The sequence below is a fragment of the Ruegeria sp. HKCCD7251 genome (genome assembly GCF_013031165.1).
Lineage (GTDB): Bacteria > Pseudomonadota > Alphaproteobacteria > Rhodobacterales > Rhodobacteraceae > Ruegeria.
In genome coordinates this window covers 134,212-154,142 of record NZ_WPZC01000009.1, presented here as the reverse complement: position 1 = coordinate 154,142, position 19,931 = coordinate 134,212, and the positions used below count along the sequence as shown (strand labels likewise).

The 19,931-nt window shown below is 53.0% G+C and carries 12 protein-coding genes; 10 read left to right on the top strand and 2 right to left on the bottom strand.

The genetic code is table 11. The features are described 5' to 3' along the window. Positions 1-552: 552 nt before the first annotated feature. Positions 553-2,466 (top strand): DUF3604 domain-containing protein, encoded by a 1,914-nt coding sequence (locus tag GOX75_RS18280; protein ID WP_171125497.1) that lies wholly within the window; start codon positions 553-555, stop codon positions 2,464-2,466. Positions 2,467-2,592: 126 nt separating this feature from the next. On the opposite strand, the gene GOX75_RS18275 is transcribed toward GOX75_RS18280, so the two are convergent. Further along, positions 2,593-3,933 (bottom strand): amidohydrolase family protein, encoded by a 1,341-nt coding sequence (locus GOX75_RS18275; protein WP_171125495.1) that lies wholly within the window; start codon positions 3,931-3,933, stop codon positions 2,593-2,595. A gap of 383 nt (positions 3,934-4,316) precedes the next feature. On the opposite strand from GOX75_RS18275, the gene GOX75_RS18270 reads away from it, so the two are divergent. From GOX75_RS18270 to GOX75_RS18250, 5 genes are all read left to right on the top strand, one after another. After that, entirely contained in the window at positions 4,317-6,203 is a 1,887-nt protein-coding gene (locus tag GOX75_RS18270; protein ID WP_171125494.1) for a glycosyltransferase, read from the top strand. A gap of 31 nt (positions 6,204-6,234) precedes the next feature. Continuing rightward, on the top strand, positions 6,235-10,023 hold the full coding sequence (locus GOX75_RS18265; protein ID WP_371808332.1) for a glycosyltransferase: 3,789 nt from the start codon (positions 6,235-6,237) through the stop codon (positions 10,021-10,023). A 2-nt stretch (positions 10,024-10,025) separates the two neighbouring features. Next, the gene (locus GOX75_RS18260; RefSeq protein WP_171125490.1) at positions 10,026-11,105 is read left to right on the top strand and encodes a hypothetical protein; all 1,080 of its coding nucleotides are present in this window, start codon (positions 10,026-10,028) and stop codon (positions 11,103-11,105) included. A 210-nt stretch (positions 11,106-11,315) separates the two neighbouring features. Next, positions 11,316-11,897 (top strand): sulfotransferase family 2 domain-containing protein, encoded by a 582-nt coding sequence (locus GOX75_RS18255; RefSeq protein WP_171125488.1) that lies wholly within the window; start codon positions 11,316-11,318, stop codon positions 11,895-11,897. Positions 11,898-12,076: 179 nt separating this feature from the next. Further along, positions 12,077-13,849, top strand: a complete 1,773-nt coding sequence (locus tag GOX75_RS18250) for a DUF4422 domain-containing protein (RefSeq protein WP_171125486.1) — start codon at positions 12,077-12,079, stop codon at positions 13,847-13,849. 278 nt (positions 13,850-14,127) lie between these two features. On the opposite strand, the gene xylB is transcribed toward GOX75_RS18250, so the two are convergent. After that, on the bottom strand, positions 14,128-15,564 hold the full coding sequence (xylB, locus tag GOX75_RS18245) for a xylulokinase (RefSeq protein ID WP_171125484.1): 1,437 nt from the start codon (positions 15,562-15,564) through the stop codon (positions 14,128-14,130). Between the two features lie 121 nt (positions 15,565-15,685). On the opposite strand from xylB, the gene GOX75_RS18240 reads away from it, so the two are divergent. The 4 genes from GOX75_RS18240 to GOX75_RS18225 all read left to right on the top strand — a co-directional run bounded on the left by GOX75_RS18240 (position 15,686) and on the right by GOX75_RS18225 (position 19,926). Beyond that, entirely contained in the window at positions 15,686-16,711 is a 1,026-nt protein-coding gene (locus GOX75_RS18240; RefSeq protein ID WP_171125482.1) for a LacI family DNA-binding transcriptional regulator, read from the top strand. A 95-nt stretch (positions 16,712-16,806) separates the two neighbouring features. After that, positions 16,807-18,108, top strand: a complete 1,302-nt coding sequence (locus GOX75_RS18235) for a sugar ABC transporter substrate-binding protein (protein ID WP_171125480.1) — start codon at positions 16,807-16,809, stop codon at positions 18,106-18,108. A gap of 108 nt (positions 18,109-18,216) precedes the next feature. Then, positions 18,217-19,083 (top strand): carbohydrate ABC transporter permease, encoded by an 867-nt coding sequence (locus GOX75_RS18230; RefSeq protein ID WP_171125479.1) that lies wholly within the window; start codon positions 18,217-18,219, stop codon positions 19,081-19,083. Between the two features lie 12 nt (positions 19,084-19,095). Beyond that, on the top strand, positions 19,096-19,926 hold the full coding sequence (locus GOX75_RS18225; protein ID WP_170448185.1) for a carbohydrate ABC transporter permease: 831 nt from the start codon (positions 19,096-19,098) through the stop codon (positions 19,924-19,926). Positions 19,927-19,931: the final 5 nt, after the last annotated feature.

The window sequence follows — 19,931 nt, the reverse complement described above, 5'->3', positions numbered from 1 at the left end:
GCTCGTCAGGCTCATAACCTGAAGGTCGCAGGTTCAAATCCTGCTCCCGCAACCAATATTCCAAACCAGACCGTTCGATCTACAAACAGTCCACCAAAATGTTTGCTTGACGATCAAACCGCGTCAGCCTCATAACCTCAAGTGTGAGGAGGAATAGTGATCCATCCAGTGGATCGATCACCCGACGAACGCGCAACGCGCCGGACCAAAGGTGAAAAGCCTAATCCCAAGATCACTTGGCTCAAACAAAGTGCCGAACAGATTCTACGCGCCAACCTTGCACGTGGCAACTTTTCTTCAATTAGGGTTACCATACAAGGATAGCTGCATCCGTCTTTTCCAGGTGGCCGATCAACTACTGACCCTGAGAATCCCCGAAAGGTCTGCGATCCAAAGTTCGGGCGTTGCGACGCCAAGCCAACCGCTGTGCAATATCCTCTAATCTACCCCTCAAGTGCGGCTTTGAGGTGGTGCACCAAATCCGCATGAATATTTGATTATTTGCATGTTTTTCGCTACAATTTTACTTTATTTTAGTTTGGGGGAGCAGTCATGAGAGCTCATTTTGGACCCACGACATTATTGCATGCCACAACAGCCTTGGCGCTTTCATTGGGGACACAAGTTCTTGGCTTTGAAGGCGAAGTTCCTCCTGAAGCTGCGGTCCCTGCGCAGACCTACTCTCCGTTTGTTGATCGGTCTTTCCCCGATCAAGTTCTCTTTGGAGATTTGCATTTTCACACTGAAATTTCGTTCGACGCAGGGCTGGTGGGAACATCGCTGAACATTCACGACGCCTTTCGCATTGCGCGAGGAGAGAGAATAACCTCGAACACCGGGCAGCCTGTTCAGCTCATCAGGCCCCTCGATTTCCTTGCAATCACCGAACACGCGGAAATGTTGGGGCTCGCGACTGCCATTCGCGCGGCAGACCCTCGGCTTTTGGCCGACGACTGGGGCCGCCTGACTTATGAACGGTTCAATTCTGGGCAGGAAGGCCGGATGGAAGCGTTTGCCGACATCATCGAAATCGCATCAATCGAAGGCCGGGACCCAACGGCAGGTTTGGGTTTGGACGGCGATCTCTGGCAACAGATTGTGGAAACTGTCGACGAGTATTACGAACCCGGCGTTTTTACATCGTTGGCGGGATACGAATGGACGTCGACACCACGCGGTGACAATCTTCATCGCGTCGTGATCTTTGGGGACGGCGCCGAAAAGACTAGCCGGACGCGCCCATTGCCCTTTTTTGAAAGTGAGGACCCTGAGCGGCTGTGGGACTATCTGGATGCCTACGAAAAAGAAACAGGTGGAAGCGCCGTATCCGTTCCTCATAACGGCAACATATCCAACGGAATAATGTTTGCGCCGACCAAGTTTGACGGGTCACCCATGGATGCGGAATACGCCGCCAAACGTATTCGTTGGGAGCCGATGCATGAAGTGACCCAGATCAAGGGGGACGAGGAAACGCATCCCTACCTGTCACCAGATGATGAGTTTGCGGATTTTGAAACCTGGGACGTCGCAAACATTTCGGGCACCGTTGCAAAGACACCTGAAATGCTGCGCTATGAATATGGGCGTTCCGCCTTGAAGGTCGGGCTTGAGGTGCAGCGCGAGACAGGCGTTAACCCGTTCAAATTCGGCTTCTACGGTACGACGGACACGCACACGGCCCTGCCGACCACGCGCGAGGACAACTACTTTGGCAAGTACCAACACACGGAGCCTTCGGCGAGCCGTCACAACTTTGATGTAATCCCGGCGGAAGATCCGGCATTGCGTATCATTACGGCGCAGGAGTCGGCTGCGGGTCTTACGGCTGTTTGGGCCCGGGACAACACGCGCGAAGAAGTCCACGGTGCCATAAAGCGCAAGGAAGCTTATGCCACAACCGGGCCGAGAATGCGGGTCCGCGTCTTTGGCGGTTGGGACTTCGATGCCGATGATCTGTACGCGTCGGACTTTGTTTCCAACGGGTATCAGAATGGCGTGCCAATGGGCGGTGACCTGAAGAACGCGCCTGATGGGGCAGCCCCCGACTTTCTGGTCCGCGCGCTGCGCGATCCGGATGGTGCAAACCTCGACCGTGTCCAGATCATAAAAGGCTGGATCGACCAGAGTGGCGAGACCCACGAGCGAATTTTTGACGTGGCGGTTTCCGATAATCGTGAGATCGGAGAGGATGGTCGCGCACGCGAACCCGTGGGCTCGACCGTAGATATTGAAAACGCCACGTACAGCAACTCAATCGGTTCCGTAGAGCTTGCCGCGTATTGGCAAGACCCAGAGTTTGATCCGGATAACAACGCGTTTTATTACGTGAGGGTGATCGAAATTCCAAAGCCACGTTGGACGACTATCGACGCCGCTTTTTACGATATCCCGCTGCCCGAGGCTGTTCCCGCGGAAGTTCAGGACCGCGCTTATACGTCACCAATTTGGTACAACGCCGAATAGCGGACTTTTGCAGGTGAACCGCGCGCCCTCGTCTTTAGTCACGACAAAACACCGTGAAACGTATCTGTCAAACTCCACGGCCGCCGCATCGACGTAAGCTTCGGACAAGCAGGCGCATGATGTCGCTTATTCGTTCTCAAGTGTGTTTTTGTAGATCACGCCGTCTTTCATGATGATCAGAAAGTTCTCTTCGGGGTCTACAAGCAGATTGATGTTTTCGACCGGATCACCGTCGACAAGGATCAAATCGGCATATGCCCCTGCCTTGATCACGCCAAGCGGGCCTTCCTGATATGGGTTTCGCGGCCCGGACATCTCGACCAGTTTTGCGGTGTTATATGTGGCCTGTTGCAAAACTTCTGCGCCTGACCACCAACGACCACGGCGCTCGAACTCGAGGTTCTGCATTGCCATAAGTTCGGGCGCCCCAAACAGGTCTACGCCAAAGGCAATGGGAAGGTCGTACTTTTTGATCAAGGCAACATAATTTTCGACATTGTCGCGCAGTGGCGCACCTTTCTCGATGGTCGCGGGATCACCTGCTGCCAACATATTCTCGTCCGGCGTGAAAATGAGGAACTGAGGATTCAGAATGGCCCCGGCATCGCGGATGGCCCGCATGGTCTCTTCCTCGAATATCATGTTGCCGTGGTCGATGCTCTTTACACCGCCTGCAAGCGATCTGATGACAGATTCATCCGTGTAGGCATGAACGATAACATAGGTGTTCCAATCCTCGGCGGCCTCCACCGCGGCGCGGATTTCTTCGAGGCTGTAATGAGTTGTGTCCAATGGGTCGTACGGAGTGGAGTTGCCTCCGCCCAGACTGATCTTCACCTGCGTGGCCCCAAGACGCAGAACCTCGCGGGTGGCGGCCCGCACTTCGGATACTCCGTCCGCAATGAACGACCATTCGCGCTCAAAGACAGTGCGTTCAATGCGCTGCCGATGGTGGGTGTCGTTGTACAGACGGAAATCGAAGTGACCGGATGTCTGGCCGATCCAGTGTCCTGAACTAAAGATACGCGGTCCGGGAACGATACCTTCGTCAATGGCCTTTGCTATACCGTAGGACGGGCCGCCCGCATCCCGCAGGGTCGTGAAGCCCCGCATCAGCATGCGCTCCGCTTCGCGCGTGACGAGGGCACCGGTGTATGTCCAGTGAAGGTTGTACGCCAATGCCAGCGGTGAAGTCGGCAGCATGATGTGGTTGTGCCCGTCTATCAAGCCCGGGATCAAGGTCCGCCCTTGGCCATCAATAACAACAGCGCCATCCGGTTCGATCGGGTCTGTCGAAACCTTGGCAATCAGATTGTCCTCGACAAGAACATTGGCGTTTTCGATAACCACCGCATTCTCGCTGTCGAAAACATCGACATTGATAAAGAGGGTGCGCGGCAAGGTTTCTTGGGCATTCGCTCCTACGGCTAATAGAATTGCTATTGTAGCCGAGAGAATTACCCGCATTGGGACCATCGTCATTGTTCAACCCATTCGTATTTTTTGGACCGCAATCCAACATTGCTTGCGAGGGTATTCAAGTCAACTTGGCCGCCTGTTTTGATGCCCCGGCTTGAGTTCCTGTTCCGTAATTTACATCGCTGCGCCGTGCTTGCTGAGTGATCTCGGCACGGTGCGCCGTCGTTCGTCTGCAATCGAATTGGTACTGTTTAGTAATTGCCGATCCCGGCACTTCGAGATTTTGCTCTCTCTCTTGCTTGCAGTCGGGTTCGTAAACGGCGTTGCACCCATGCACAAAGATGGTAGACACTAAATATTGTCAATTCAGGGCATCTTCTTCAGGTCGGGCCGGAAGAATTGTCTAAGGGATTTCAGTTTCAGTGAGCCGAATGAGCATCGAAGTCACCAAGTCGATTAACGGTCAAAAAGACCTAGTAGATGAAGTCATTGCCAGTTTTCCGGAAAAAGGGCGCATTATTGACATTGGGACAGGTTCGGGGCTGGCGGCGCGAAGCTTTTTCAATGCGGGTTGGGAAGTCGTGGCATCTGGCATGGATATGGATGCCTATCTTGATGCCGACAACGCCGGCTTTCCGCCGGGTATCGAGTTGTTGCCAGACCTAGACATTTGCGACATGCACCCGCTCGTGGATGCCAGCCTTGACTGTGTCTGGTGTGCGCATGTGTTAGAGCATGTGTCTGATACGGGACGCGCGCTCAGTGAAATTCGCAGGGTGCTGAAGCCGGATGGACGCTTGTTCATTGCTGTCCCGCCCTTCAAGCACAATGTTGTTGGCGGGCATGTAAACTCGGGTTGGAACCTTGGGACGCTGATGTATGTTCTGGCCGACGCCGGGTTCGATCTTTCGGATGGCAGGTTTATCCATCACGGTTACAACCTGTTCGGAATTGCCAGACGTGGAAAAGGCCCCTTGCCAACAGGGGCTTTGCGACGGGCGAACGGGGACATTGAAACGCTAAAAAACGACGGGCGTTTCCCCGCAGGGTTCGCTGCCGAGCAAGGGTTCAATGGCCAACTGAAGCAAGTCAACTGGATGTGGAACACGACGCCTGAGCAAGTCCCAGTTGCCAGAAAGATGTTGATGTCCCCGCCGCCCATCCAAAAGATGAAAATTGGATTTTTCATTCCCTTTATCACAAAGGGAAGAGGGGGCACTGAAAACGTCGGTCAGATGATGGCGAATTCGATGGCCAAACGAGGTCACGATGTGACGGTTTTCACCTTTGAAGACGAGGATGTGCCGTCGCAGTGGCCCCTTGACGAAACCATTGACCTAGTTCGCTTGAGCGAGGCAGGGAATGAGCGCACCGATGACCAGATGTTATTGGCGATCGCAAGCCGAACACTGGATTTGCTTGTTGGTTTGCATATGAACCGCACATTCAAACGCTATGTGCGATGCGCGCATCGCGCCGGCGTGCCGTTGGTGTTGTCCGAACATATTGATCCTCGCTTTCCACGCTGGATCGGCACAAATACCATGCATGAGAGACAAGTGGCTTTTTATGGAGCCAGTCTCATTCACTTGCTGACCGAGGGGTTCCGGTCAACATTGCCGGGGTTTATGCGTGAACGTATTCGCGTCATACCAAATACGGTTAAGGCGCCAGAGCAAGCGGCTTGCCCCGGGGATGCGACCAAGCAAAAAAAGGTTTTGCTGACTGTAGCCAGGCTTGTTCCCAGAAAGAATGTTCACCTGACGATTGAGGCGTTCGCAAAAAGCTTGCCGGAAGCTGAGGAATGGGTTCTACGGATCGTCGGAGACGGGCCAGAGCGTCAAAACCTTGAAGAACAGGTTTCTGATCTGAAGATTGCCGATAGCGTTGAATTCGTAGGTGAAACCAGCGACCCATATGCATGTTACAGGGACGCGGATGCTTTTGTCCTGTCGTCCTTCTTCGAAGGTTTTCCGTTATCCACGCTCGAGGCTATGGCACACGGGTTGCCTTTGATAGGCTTCGCAAATTGCAGCGGAGTGAATGAACAGATCACAGAGGACAACGGTATTTTGTGCGACGCGAGCAGTCCGTCCGAAAGCTTGGCCGCTGCGATCCAGCGCGTAATGGCTGATGCGAAACTACGGGAAGAGATGGGTCAAGCGTCGCTAAAGCGGTTCGACTCGCATTATTCTGAAGAGCAAATATTCGCGCAATGGGAAGAAATGTTTGCCGAAGCGGTCGAGCGCGGTTTGCCAAATACAGGTTCAAACCTTGAAACAAAATTGCGGGTAGCTGTGTCCGAATTGACCAAATGACCCCGAATTATGATGCCCTGAGAAAGGCCGAATGGCGCCACAAATGAAAAGAAACTTTACGCAAAAGAAAACCAGCTTTTTGGAGTTTTTGGCGCTTCGGCAATCTAGTCATGTGCCTGGCCGAGATATTCGCGAATATGTTCTTTCAAAGAAAAATGAACCGGCAACTTTCGGGTATGTAGCTAACACGATTGAAACAGGTTATGCGGCCAACCTTAGAAACCTGTTTCCAAACATCCGACCGTTCAATCAGCACGATGCGGGGCAGGCCGCGGTGTTTTTAGGGTCTGGCGCAATAACCCAAGATGAAAAGACCTCAAATAAGGGGTTGCTGGGGTTGCTCGATATCCTGCCGGTAGACGCCGAGTTGCTGCTGATAGAGCAGGGTTTCCTGGCAAGCACCCATAGTTGGTCACACGCCTTTCGCGAGAATAATCCCCGCTATGCTTGTCTGGGATATGTCTATGACGACATTGCTCATTACTTTATGGCCGATTTCCCAAACCGTCTGAACCAAAAGCTAAACAGTCAAGACACGCTGTCCGAGGCGGAACTTTCACGTGCGAAAGTACTTATTCAGCGCATCGCAGGTCAGCGGATCAGCAAGTACAACGCACAACCCATGCGGGCGCCTGCTGCAAACCCGGCTTATAAGCGACGTGTTCTGGTATGCGATCAGGCGTATGCAGATGCATCCACCATTTATGGGAAGGTCGATAAGGCTGACTTCCAGAATATGCTGGTGGCTGCGCTTAACGAAAACCCGGATGCTGAGGTTTTGGTTAAAACGCACCCCGACACAGCTTGGGAAAAGGGAACCCGAAGCGGATACTATTCTCATCTCACATCCACAGGCCGGGTCCGTCTGATCCGAGAGCCGGTCAACCCGTTCGCGATATTTGATCAGGTCGACAAAGTATATGTGGGCACCAGCCAGATGGGGCTGGAAGCTTTGTTTGCCGGGAAAGAGGTCGTTTGCTTCGGCGCGCCGTTCTATGCCGGGTGGGGGCTGACGGATGATCGGAAGCACATTCCTCATCGCAGTCGGGAACGTAGTCTCGAAGAGTTGTTCCACTATTTCTACCTTTGGTACACGATCTACAACGTGCCAGGGAAAGAAGCGCCGAGCGAAATTGAAGACGTTTTGGATTTTATCGAGGAAAATCGGCCCTACGAACTTCCTTGTCATTCCAGTCAAGCCGATCAGCCGCCCAAGGTATCAGTCATAATCCCCGTCCATGGCGTCGAGGCTTATATTGAACAATGCATATCCTCTGTTCAAAATCAGACTTTGCGCGAGATCGAAATAATTCCGGTCAACGATTGCTCGCCAGATTCAAGTCAGGACATCATTGATCGTCTGGCAACCGAAGACGAGAGAATTCGCCCAATTGTCCTGGAAAAGAATGTTGGACAGGGATTCGCGCGTAACAAGGCAATTGAAGCGGCGCGAGGTGAGTACATTTGGTTTCTTGACGGCGACGATTGGCTGGAAGATCCAAGTGCGCTTGCCAAGCTGTATGAGCGTGCGGACTCTGGCAAGTTTGATATGGTGCGTGGCCGTAAAGCCTATGAAGCGATCTTCGTCGGTGACGATCTTGTGGAAAAGCGACCTGATCGAAGTGAGAGGTTTTTCACCGAAGATGTTCCCCGGACCAGTTTCGTGTCCGACCCAATCATTCTGAACAACAGGCATTTTTGGGTATGGTTATACCGGCGTGACTTTTTGCTGCAGAAAGAAATCCGCTTTCAGACGCCGCAGTGGGAAGAAAGGGCATTTCTTGTCAATGCCCTGGTGAATGCGGGTGATGTCAGCTTGTGCAATGTCGATGCGACAGCCTATCGCGTTCGCGTCGGTTCAACAGCACGTCGAGCACGCAACGCGCGTGACTTCGAACTGATGTTCAGAAACTTCCGATCAACATTCGAAACTCTGGTTGCGGCTGGAGCCAACGATCCGAACAGCCCGTTGCGAGAGCATTTGGCCTATAATGCCGCGCAATTTCTAGCGTCGATGGTTGACGGAGATGCGTACACATTTGCGGCGTCTGCTGGGCAGGGCGAACGGAGCACGTTCTTGCAGCGTGTCAAAGAGTTGCTGGAATTCTGCCAATTGTCGGCAAATGAGATTCCGTCTGAATTTGTTCACAGTAACAAGGAACTATCACGTACGTCCGGGTATCCGTTGATTGCGGCCAGTATTCTCGCAGATCGCCAGGATATTCTTGAATACGTGATTTCGCGAAAGCCGATACCACAAGACGAACTCTACAAGGTAACGCTCAAGGAAGCTCCTGCGGGCTCTTCCGAACATGACCTTCAGGTTTTGCTCAATACCTACGCGCGCAATGAACGCGTGACCTTGGCCGAGAAGAAAAGCAAAGCGTCGTTCAAGAAACCTAGAATCGTTGTTCATATAGGTTCGACCAAAACGGGCAGCACGTTCATTCAACACCTGTTGGAACAGAACAGGCCAGAGTTAATGCGCAATGGCGTCTGGTATCCGGAAATTGGGCTGTTCTGGCAGAAAACCCGACCACACAAACAAGCAGGGCACGCCGAAGTAGTGCCTTATGTTGTCGCGGACAACCGGTATTTCAGGCAATACATAGAGCGCGGCCTGCAATTGATGGAAGATCGAGTGCACACTATTGTTCTCTCGAGCGAAGCCTATTTTCTGCAGAAAAACGCGCACAGGATTCCTGATTATTTCGACGGCTACGAAGTTGAAATGATCGTTTACCTTCGCGATCAGGTCGAATGGGCGAATGCGCAATACTGCGAGTTCGTCGCAGGCGGCGCAATGGGGCGCGTAGACGTCCCGATTTCCCAGTGGCTGGAACGGCCCGAGGTCGCAGGGTTTTTGGATTACCGGAACGTCCTTAACGCCTGGGCCGGTAAAATTGGCCGGGACAACATCAAGGTCAGGCTATTCCAGAGCTCGAAAATTCTGAACAACGACCTGATTTTTGACTTTGCTCATTCAACGAACCTGGAGCTGTTGGCTGAACTTCCGCGCCCCTCGCAGTCTCAGGCAAATTCGGTTCAATTGTCGGGCCCACATGTGGAACTCATCCGCAGTTACAATTCCCGATCTTTCCGCACGCGGGAATCCTACCTGGATTTCATCGAAGAAATCACAACGAAGCTAAGCAATTGGCGAAAGTCGCGCGGCCTTCCAATGCCTAAACCTTGGCAATTGTCTATAGAGGACGAGGACCACATCAAGGCGTTGACCCGTGACGCAAACGCGGAAATTGCGAAGGACTGGTTGGGATTGACGTCCAACTCCCTGTTTGAAGGCGAGCGTAAACAGCCTGAAAGCACCTCGTTGTATCAAGAAGAAATCGCGATGGTCGCCGAAGTGTATGACCGATATAAGCCGATCGAGGATGTACCCGACAAGCAACCCCAGGCTGTTAGGAAGCCGCCGAAGATCATTGTAAATTATGGTATCTTCGGTTGGAGGCTTTGGCTTTTGGCGCCAATTCTCAGAAAAGTCTGGAAGCGCCGACTTACGCCTGAAACCAAGGCGCAATACAAGCGAAACCCAGCTAAATTTGCCCGCTCTCACTGGACAAAAAAAAGGCGTGATCGCCGAATTGTAAAAATGTGCTTTCCAGATTGGGATGTACTGGGCCCGTTCGGGGTGCTGCGCATTTGGCGCCCGATCCTTCGTCCGATTATTAAGTCCAAACGTCGGGCCGGTTGGGTCGAACAATTTGACTCTGACCCAGTTAAGTTTGCACGAAGCCAAGACAAGAAGTTTCGCCGTGTCATTGGACGATTGTTATACCCGATGGGCGAGTTGAGGGATTAACCGTGCCAGATACCGCTGTAGAAGTCATTCTTGAGCTGTCGGAGGGCCATCTGTTCAACGAGGGAGATGGCGATCGGCATAGGATGTTCTACACGTCACTCATGCTGGCGCTCAGTGATCTTTCGGTTCGCGTTCAACCGAACAGGTTGCCGTTTGGGGCTGACAAAAGTCCTCGTGTTTATAAGCCAAATCAGTTGGTTATCAGTTTTCACTCCATTGGTCCCGAAGGTAACATTCTGCGGTTCAAAGAGAGCTACATCTCTCCCTATTACACATTGGACAGACTTGGGTATTCGGGGTTTTCTGAGCTTGCCAAAACGCCGTCAAAATTTCTGGAAAGTATTGAAGCGATTGCACCGCAGGAGGCTGACAGCTTTGTAGATCGGCTGGCCAAGTCGCAAGCGGAAAGCAATTCCTCAAAATACAAACAACCGAGCCATACCGGACGTCCGCAAGGCAGATATGTGTTTCTACCTCTACAGACGATTGATGATACCGTTGCCGAACTCAATCACTTAGAGCCAGGCGAAGTCGCTTTTGCTTTGGCTGAACTTTGTGACAAGCTGGGTCAAACCCTCGTCATCAAGCGTCATCCATCCTGTAAAGCGGGGGCAGTGACGTCTTTGTTGAGCGATCTGCAACGGAGGTTCGAAAGCGTCCAAATTTCTGACGGCTCGATTCATGGATTGATCCGCGGAGCTTCATGCGTTGTCGGTGGAAACTCAGGCGTGTTGTTCGAAGCCTTGGTGCAAGGCGCACATGTGGTTTCATTCGCCAAGTCTGACTATGCGCTTGCGACCACACATGTGAATAACATTGACAGCCTGCTAAAGGCCTGTGTTCGGCCAAGCGAGGTTGATCCAGTGTTCCAGCGAAAGTTTGTGACGTGGTATCTGACAAGATACTGTGTGCAGGCGGATGGCGTACCAGAAATAAGAGCCCGGATTTCCGAAGTTCTAGTTCAGTTGGATATTCCCACGCGGCAGGTAAATTCGGAACAGCAGAACCTTTTCGAGCGTTATGCAAGTTCTGAAATGCAGCGGCGTGGCGACATACTTTTTGCCGATGGTCAGTCGACTTAGGTCTGAGCTTGGTTGAAGTTTTGGCTATCGAAACGAGAATTATGCCGCCAGTCGGAAAAACAATGAGCGGGCCATTATTCTTTCATAGTTTAATGGTGAAAAGGTCTTCGGATCAGGATGGTAATAGTGTTAACCATTTTGGGACCTAATGGGTAAGCCCAAGTCAAAGCCATTGGGGACTTACAACCGCTTGAAGTTACAGGACTGTCGATGCCGATTTTCCGGTTTGAAACCAAACTAGTGCAATTTGTTCATATTCCCAAAACAGGCGGCAGCAGTATAGAGCATGCGCTTCGCGGTCTGGGGGGGAAGAGCGCTCTGATACATAGGTCGCCGCTTGGCTACGCCAAGTGCACACCGCAGCATATGCACGCCGAGTTATTAGAAGCGTTTGTTTCCCACGACTTCTGTGACTTTACGTTTGCCCTGGTGCGTGACCCACGTGAGAGACTGATAAGCGAGTACAAAATGCGCAAGAACAAGGCGCAGTTGCCGTTCAAAGAGTGGGTTGTTTCGACCTTCGGAAGGTATCACAAAAACCCTTACGTTTATGACAACCATATCAAGCCACAGGTTGAATTTGTCACGAAATACACAAAGGTCTTTAAGTTCGAAGAAGGGTTGTCTGCACCTGTGTCCGAAGTGTGTGACCTTGTTTGTCAGGAGCTACCAAACATGCCACACAAGCGAAAATCTGTTTCCTTTTTTCCGGAAGAGGATAGGGAGTTGCTTGATTTGATTTTCGACTTTTACCGGGAAGACTATGATGCGTTAAACTACTCACTTTCGTGAAAACGGGAATACAAAACTTGGTTGCATGGCCGAGAAAGCATCTTCCACTTGTTCAAAAAAGAGGGAAACTGCACTTCATAATGAGCAGTATGAGTTCATTGCCAACTGAAGTCGCATGTCGCTAGATTTTGCTTTTCCACTTGCCCGAAAGTGAATGGCTGTTGAAAGCCTAAAAGAAAATGAAACACAAAGACGTATTCATCGGCGTTTGTTACCATAAAAATTCGCCCGCAATCCGTTCGCAGTGCTTTACGCCTATCCACGTTGGCGCTGCACTCTCGTCTGAAAGGCTGGAGTTTGCGGTGCGTGACGACACAGGAGATTCGATATCTGAGCGCAATCCAAACTGGTGCGAACTTACAGGTTTGTATTGGATGTGGAAGAACGTCGACGCAGAGCATTATGGGTTGATGCACTATCGCAGGCTCTTGAATTTCAATCAAAGAGCATCGGGCCGTACCAAAGTTTTTGAAGAGATATCCGAGCGCGAAATTTTCAAGTTTGGCTGGGATGATACCACCGTACGTCACGCCTGTTCGTCGGCGGACATTTTGACGGCTCCTATCTATCCGGTTCATCCTGTTGAGGCGCCGGACTCAATAATGACGAACTACGAGTTTTATGAGTGGGAGCATTATGCAAAAGACTTAGACGTCGTCGAGAAGATCGTCGCTGAACTAAGCCCGCATATTCGCCCATTTTTCATCAAGATGCTGAACTCGAAAACGGCTTTCTTCGGCAATGTCACAGTGATGAAAAAAGCGCTGTTTCATGAGTACTGCGAATGGCTGTTTCAGGTTCTGTTTGAAGCGGAAAAGCGGATCGATATCTCGGGCTATGATGCGTATCAAAAACGCATCTGGGGGTTTCTGGCAGAACGCATGACCGTTGCTTTCGTCGATTATGCCATGACTGTTCGTGGTGCGTCACGTCGCACGCTTCCCTTGGTGTTTCGACCGATCCCACCTGCCAAAATTGACGCGAAGTCCCAGCTTGCTGGGGCTGCTGCAGCGATCTCTTCGCCAAACAAGGTCGGGCAACGAGGTGGCGGGGAAATCATCAATATTCTGATGGCCGTAGACAGTGCTTATGTTCCGCACGCAGCAGCGACGATTCATTCAGCCCTGACCCGAGCGTCTGAACCGCAGAGTTTTTGCTTTCACTTTCTGGACAACGGATCGTTGACCGAAGACGATATAACCAACCTTCAAGCCTTAGTTGTTCAGTTTGGTGCCGAGTTGCGAGTTGTAAATATTGACGACGACAGCTTGCGTTGGCTTCCTCTGAATCGCGCGCATATTTCGCTGCAGACCTATTACAGACTACTTGCTGCAGAGGTTCTACCAGACGTTCAGAAAGTAGTTTATCTGGACGCCGACATCATTGTGACCGCTGACCTTAAAGAACTTTGGGATCATCCGATGGAGGGAAGCCCGATTGCTGCGGCTCCGGACGAAGGCGGGCGTTTGCAAGCGCGCCGCCTGCAACTGCCCCTGACACATGATTACTTCAACGCAGGGGTCTGTGTGCTGGATCTTGATGCACTGCGCAGCGTGAACCTTCACGAAGGAGTTTTGCTAGCCTGTCGAAAGTTTGGTGAATTGATAACGCTTCAGGACCAAGACCTGTTGAACATCATCTTTGCAGAAAAAACGCAAAAGTTGCCGCTGGAGTGGAATGTGAACACTCGGATTTACAACGGCAACTTACTGGAGCCTGCTTATACTGAACAAGAGGCGCAGGCGGCGGCCAACCATCCCAAGATCATTCACTTCACCGATCGGCACAAACCGTGGGACGTGAAGTGTCTACATCCGTTGGCACCACTGTATTGGTTGCACAGGAATCAAACTGTTTGGCGAGAAACGCGGTATCAGTCCGTCCAAAGGCACGTTCTAGGCTGGGTTCGGAGTTGGGCCGTCGCAAAAAACCGAAAGGCGCGCCAGCGATAACCTACAGAATTGATCCCAAAAGCTCATCGCCGTTACCGGCGCGGCATCTCTGTAAACTCGCTGTGCAGCGTTCAGGGGGAGCCTTTGTTGGGCAAACTTCGTCAGGTTTTTCCGGACTAGAAAACAGAGGAAGAAGTGGTTCCGTAGCGCATCTATTCGAAATCGAATGTTCTGTCGGTCAAGGTGAGCGTGTTTGCGGATATCCGGATCGTTGAGATAGCAACAAACCCACCGTGGGAAGGGCAGGCGGCGTAAATTTGGTTGACCGTGCCGGGTAATTATTCAGCCAGACTGACTGCTGTATAAAGCTTCCGAAACCGCGCCAACCGTTCGAACAATGGTGCCATATCCGCCGGTTCAAACATGTCTGTTGTTGGTGGTTGAAGTGCAAGGTCAGCTCTGTCCAATGCACCTTCTCCAAAAGCCGCCAGCCGGGCGGCGCCATATGCCGGACCGGAATCTGCCCCATCCGACCTCACAACCGGTTTTTCGGTCACTGTCGCGATCAGTCTCAACAGCAGTTCTGATCTGCTGCCTCCTCCGATTGCTGCGAGTTCCGGCAATTCTTTAATACTGTCACCGAAACTCTGTGCCGCATCGGCAAAGCAGAAGGCAATCGCTTCCACCACGGAACGGCAGATGTCTGCGCGTGTTGTGGAATCCTCCAGGCCAAAGAAACAGGCTCGGATATGCGGGTCGCCATGCGGGCTACGTTCCCCCGTTAGATAGGGCAGAAAAATTGGTACACGGTCCCCGCTGACCGTTTCGGCAAGCGCAACAACTTCGGCTGCGGACAGTCCCAGTTGACCGCCAATCCATGAAATAGGTCTTGCGCCATTCAGCATCGCTGCCATTTGATACCACCGGTCGGGCAAAGTGTGCGCAAAAGCATGTACATAACGTTCGGGATTGGGTTTGTAAGCCCGGTCCGCCACGAACAACTGGCCGGAAGTTCCTAAAGAGATGAAACCTCGCCCCGGTTCGGTGGCGCCCAAAGACACTGCCCCGGTTGCTGCATCTCCACCTCCTGCAACGACTGGCGTGCCGGGTTTCAAGCCCGTCTCAGTTGCCGCTTGCGCTGACACAGCCCCAACGCAATTGTGGCCATCGAATATCTGCGGAAGCCAGTCCCCTGCAACATCAGTGGCTTCGACGATACCGGCGTGCCAGTCGCGCGACGCTTGATCGAGCCACAATGTTCCGGCGGCATCGGATGCGTCGGTTGCCAACTCTCCATGCAGGCGCAACCCAACATAGTCCTTGGGCAGCAGAATATGGGAAAGCTTTGCATAGTTGGCAGGCTCATGTTTTTTCAACCAAGCAATTTTGGGCGCGGTAAAGCCCGGCAAGGGAGGGACGCCGGCAATATGACCAATCTCCGGCTGGGCCGCGCGTAGGTCCTCACATTCCTGTACTGCCCTGCTGTCATTCCACAGGATTGCCGGGCGGATTGGGCGCAAATCACGGTTCAGCAAAACGGCTCCGTGCATCTGGCCTGACAACCCGATCGCTTTCACCTCGGACAGCGTGATTTGCCCAGATAGTTGGTCCAAGGCGTCGCGTGTCGCCTGCCACCAAAGATCCGGATGCTGCTCTGACCAACCGGTCTGCGGTGAGGACGTTTTTATCCCTACAGAAGACGTCGTCAGAATTCGATCAGTGTCTGCACAGACAAGTTTGACCGCAGACGTTCCGATGTCGATCCCGAGATACATTCAAACCCCTTACCTGCACTAAAGTTCGGAACTTGTCTTGCTATTGATCTTTTTGCCGCGCGCAAAGAATATGTAAAAATAGGATAAGATCAAGGCGGCTCAGGTCGGCAGGCAGACAGGTATGACCAAGATAAAGAACATGGAAGAGTTCGCAGCCCTTAGCGGGATCTCGCGCCCCACGGTGTCCAAGTACTTTCACGACCCAGACAGCGTTCGCCCAACTACACGGGCACGCATAGAAGAAGCACTGGAACAGTTCGACTATCGCCCGAACATCTATGCTGTGAACCAGAACCGCAAGCTGACCAAGAATATCGGCATCGTCGTGCCCTACCTGGCCGATCCGTTTTTCGCTGAAATCGCGCGGTATCTAGAACAAAGCTGTATCGCAGCCGGGTACCGCCCGTTTCTGTTCAGCTCTCATGGCGAACAAAAACTGGAAAACGAAATCCTGGACGGCTTACAATCCTTGAAACCCGCGGGCGTTTTGTTGGCGCCTTTGGGACGTATCTCAGACAAGTCCGCTATTGAGAAATTCTGCGCCAGTGTGCCAACGGTTCTGTTCGACAGTAACCTCGATGGATTGGGCGCAGCGTTTATCGGGTCCGATAATTTCAGCTTTGTGTCTCAGACCGTAGAATACATGACTCGCACCGGCGAGCCGCCTTCGTTTTTCGAAATGCGGACACCTGCGAACCCCAATGCCAACAAGCGACGCAAGGCTTATGTCGACGTAATGGATCGGCTGGGTTTTGAGCCGCATGTGATCAAAATCGAAGGCACAGGTTGGGCCTTTGAAGAGATTGGCCGAAAGGGTGCGCTCAAGGCTTTGGATGAACGCAAGCTGCGCACGGATTCGGTTCTGTGTAGCAATGACCGATTGGCCATCGGTTTTCTGGCGGCGTGTTTCGAGCAGGGGATTCGCGTTGGGCGGAAAGACGATTGTGCATTGCGGGTGGCGTCGAACGACGATCATCCGTTCGCAAAATTCACATGTCCGTCGCTGACAACCGCCGCGCATGACTATGATAATGTGGCGGCGCGAAGCGTCGAAACGCTTTTTGAACTTATTGAAAACGGTGGAAAATTTGAGAAGCGGACAGAAACCCTTTTCCCGGCGCGATTGGTCCTGAGGGAATCTGCGTGATGAACAAAAATTAACGCGCGTAAAGTTTTTATTGACGGCGCGACAAATCTTGAACTAGGCTCTCTGCACAGCATCCAAGCTCAGGGAGGACAGGGATGTACTTGAAACACGCACTTCGTGCGGCGACTGCGCTGACTTTCGTCGCAACGGCAGCGGCCCACGCACAATCCATAACGATCGCAACCGTAAACAACGGCGATATGATCCGGATGCAGGGCTATACCGACAAATTCACCGAAGCGACGGGCGTTGAAGTCGAATGGGTGACGCTGGAAGAGAACGTTTTGCGCCAGCGCGTGACCACCGACATCACCACCAAGGGTGGTCAGTTCGACATCATGACAATCGGCATGTACGAAACCCCGATCTGGGGTGCGAACGGCTGGCTGGTTCCGCTGGATGGTTTGTCAGAGGAATATGACGTCGGTGACATCCTGCCTGCTATGTCGGGCGGTCTGAGCCATGACGGAACACTTTTTGCTGCGCCGTTTTACGGCGAAAGCTCGATGATCATGTATCGTACCGACTTGATGGAAAAAGCAGGCATGGAAATGCCCGAAGCGCCAAGTTGGCAATTCATCAAAGAGGCCGCTGCGGCCATGACTGACCGGGACGCCGACATCAACGGCATCTGCCTGCGCGGCAAAGCCGGTTGGGGTGAAGGCGGCGCGTTCATCACGGCGATGTCCAACTCGTTCGGCGCGCGCTGGTTCGACGAAGACTGGAAGCCCCAATTCGATCAGCCCGAATGGTCTGACACGCTGAATTTCTACGTTGAAATGATGACGGAATCCGGTCCGGCGGGCTATGCCACCAACGGGTTCAACGAGAACCTGTCGCTGTTCCAACAAGGCAAATGCGGCATGTGGATCGACGCCACCGTTGCGGCGTCCTTCGTGACCAACCCCAATGACTCGACCGTTGCGGACAGCGTTGGTTTTGCTCTGGCACCCGACACCGGATTGGGCAAGCGCTCCAACTGGCTTTGGGCTTGGGCACTGGCCATTCCGGCCGGTACACAGCAAGAAGACGCGGCCAAGCAATTCATCGAATGGGCCACTTCAAAAGACTACATCGAGTTGGTCGCAGAAAACGAAGGCTGGGCAAATGTCCCACCGGGCGCGCGATCTTCTTTGTATGAGAACCCGGAATACCAGAAGGTTCCATTTGCCAAGATGACATTGGACTCGATCCTGTCGGCTGATCCGAACAACCCGACGGTCAAGCCGGTGCCATATGTCGGCATTCAGTTTGCGGCGATCCCGGAATTTGCAGGTATTGCGACGCAAGTCAGTCAGGAGTTCTCAGCCGTCTATGCCGGACAGCAAACGGTTGAGGAAGCGCTGGCCAAAGCGCAGGCTTTCACAGCCGAAGAAATGGAAGCCGCAGGGTACTGAGGCCTCCTCCCCGGCGGGCGGGCAGCATTGATGCCCCCCGCAATTCTCTTCCACGACTCGCGTTTTTCTCGCAGGCTACGCTACGCCTGAAAATAGAGGGTTTGCGTTATGGCAACTCAACATTCCCGCTCGGTTGCTCGCCTGATGATGGCACCTGCAGTGGTCCTGCTGCTTGGCTGGATGCTCGTGCCGCTGACGATGACGCTTTATTTCTCCTTCAAGAAATATCTGCCTCTGCGCGGTGGTGATCTGGGCTGGGTTGGAATTGACAACTACGTTCGGTTCGTGTCGTCCAGCTCCTTCTGGCCCGCAGTTCAGGCAACGCTGGTGATCGTCGGAGGCGTTCTGATCATTACTGTTATCCTGGGCATCCTACTGGCAATGCTTCTGGATCAACCGATGTGGGGCCAAGGTATTGTCCGCATCCTCGTGATCGCGCCCTTCTTCGTTATGCCAACGGTATCCGCGCTGGTCTGGAAGAACATGTTCATGGACCCGGTCAACGGTCTGTTGGCCCACCTGTGGCGCTTTTTTGGGGCCGAGCCGATCTCGTGGTTGTCCGAGGCATCCATGACCTCGATCATCATGATCGTGTCCTGGCAGTGGTTGCCCTTTGCCACGCTCATCCTGCTAACCGCGATCCAATCGCTGGACAGCGAGCAGTTGGAAGCAGCCGAGATGGATGGTGCGCCGGTACTGAAGCGCTTCTACCACATCATCCTGCCGCATCTGAGCCGGGCGATCACCATCGTGATCCTGATCCAGACAATCTTTCTTCTGTCGATCTTTGCCGAAATCTTCGTGACCACCGGCGGCGCATTCGGCACCCGCACACTCACCTACCTGATCTTCCAGCGTGTGCTGGAAAGCCAGAACGTTGGCCTCGGATCAGCCGGAGGTGTCTACGCAATCATCTTAGCCAACATCGTTGCGATCTTCCTGATGCGTATCGTCGGCAAGAACCTGGACGCGTGAGGAGGTAAGACCATGGCCCGCGCTGTCACCACCCGCCGTAAATCGCTGAATACCGCTCTCGCTTGGGCCGTTGGTTTGCTGATCTTTTTCCCGATCCTCTGGACCATCCTGACCAGCTTCAAGACCGAGGCACAGGCGATTGCCAGCCCACCGCTGTTCTTGAACTTCAATTGGACGTTGGAAAACTATGCCATCGTGCAGGAACGCTCGGACTATATGCGGTTCTTGTGGAATTCGGTCATTATCGCCGGGGGCTCGACTGTTCTGGGTGTGATCATCGCCGTCCCCGCCGCATGGGCCATGGCCTTCGTGCCCTCGAAACGCACCAAAGACATCCTACTGTGGATGCTGTCCACGAAGATGCTGCCAGCGGTTGGCGTTCTCTATCCGATCTACCTGCTGTTCATTCGGCTGGGACTGCTGGACACGCGCGGAGGGCTGGTCGTCGTCCTGATGCTGATCAACCTGCCGATCATTGTCTGGATGCTGTACACTTATTTCCGCGAAATTCCTGGGGAAATTCTGGAAGCTGCGCGGATGGACGGGGCGACCTTGAAAGAGGAAATCCTCTACGTCTTGACCCCCATGGCTATCCCCGGCATCGCCTCGACCGTCTTGCTGAACTTCATACTAGCCTGGAACGAGGCGTTCTGGACCCTCAACCTGACCGCCGTCGACGCGGCGCCATTGACGGCCTTTATCGCCAGCTATTCCAGCCCCGAGGGCCTGTTCTTTGCCAAACTTAGCGCGGCCTCGACAATGGCAATTGCACCAATCCTGATCCTTGGCTGGTTCAGCCAGAAACAACTTGTCCGCGGCCTGACCTTCGGCGCTGTGAAATAAGGAAC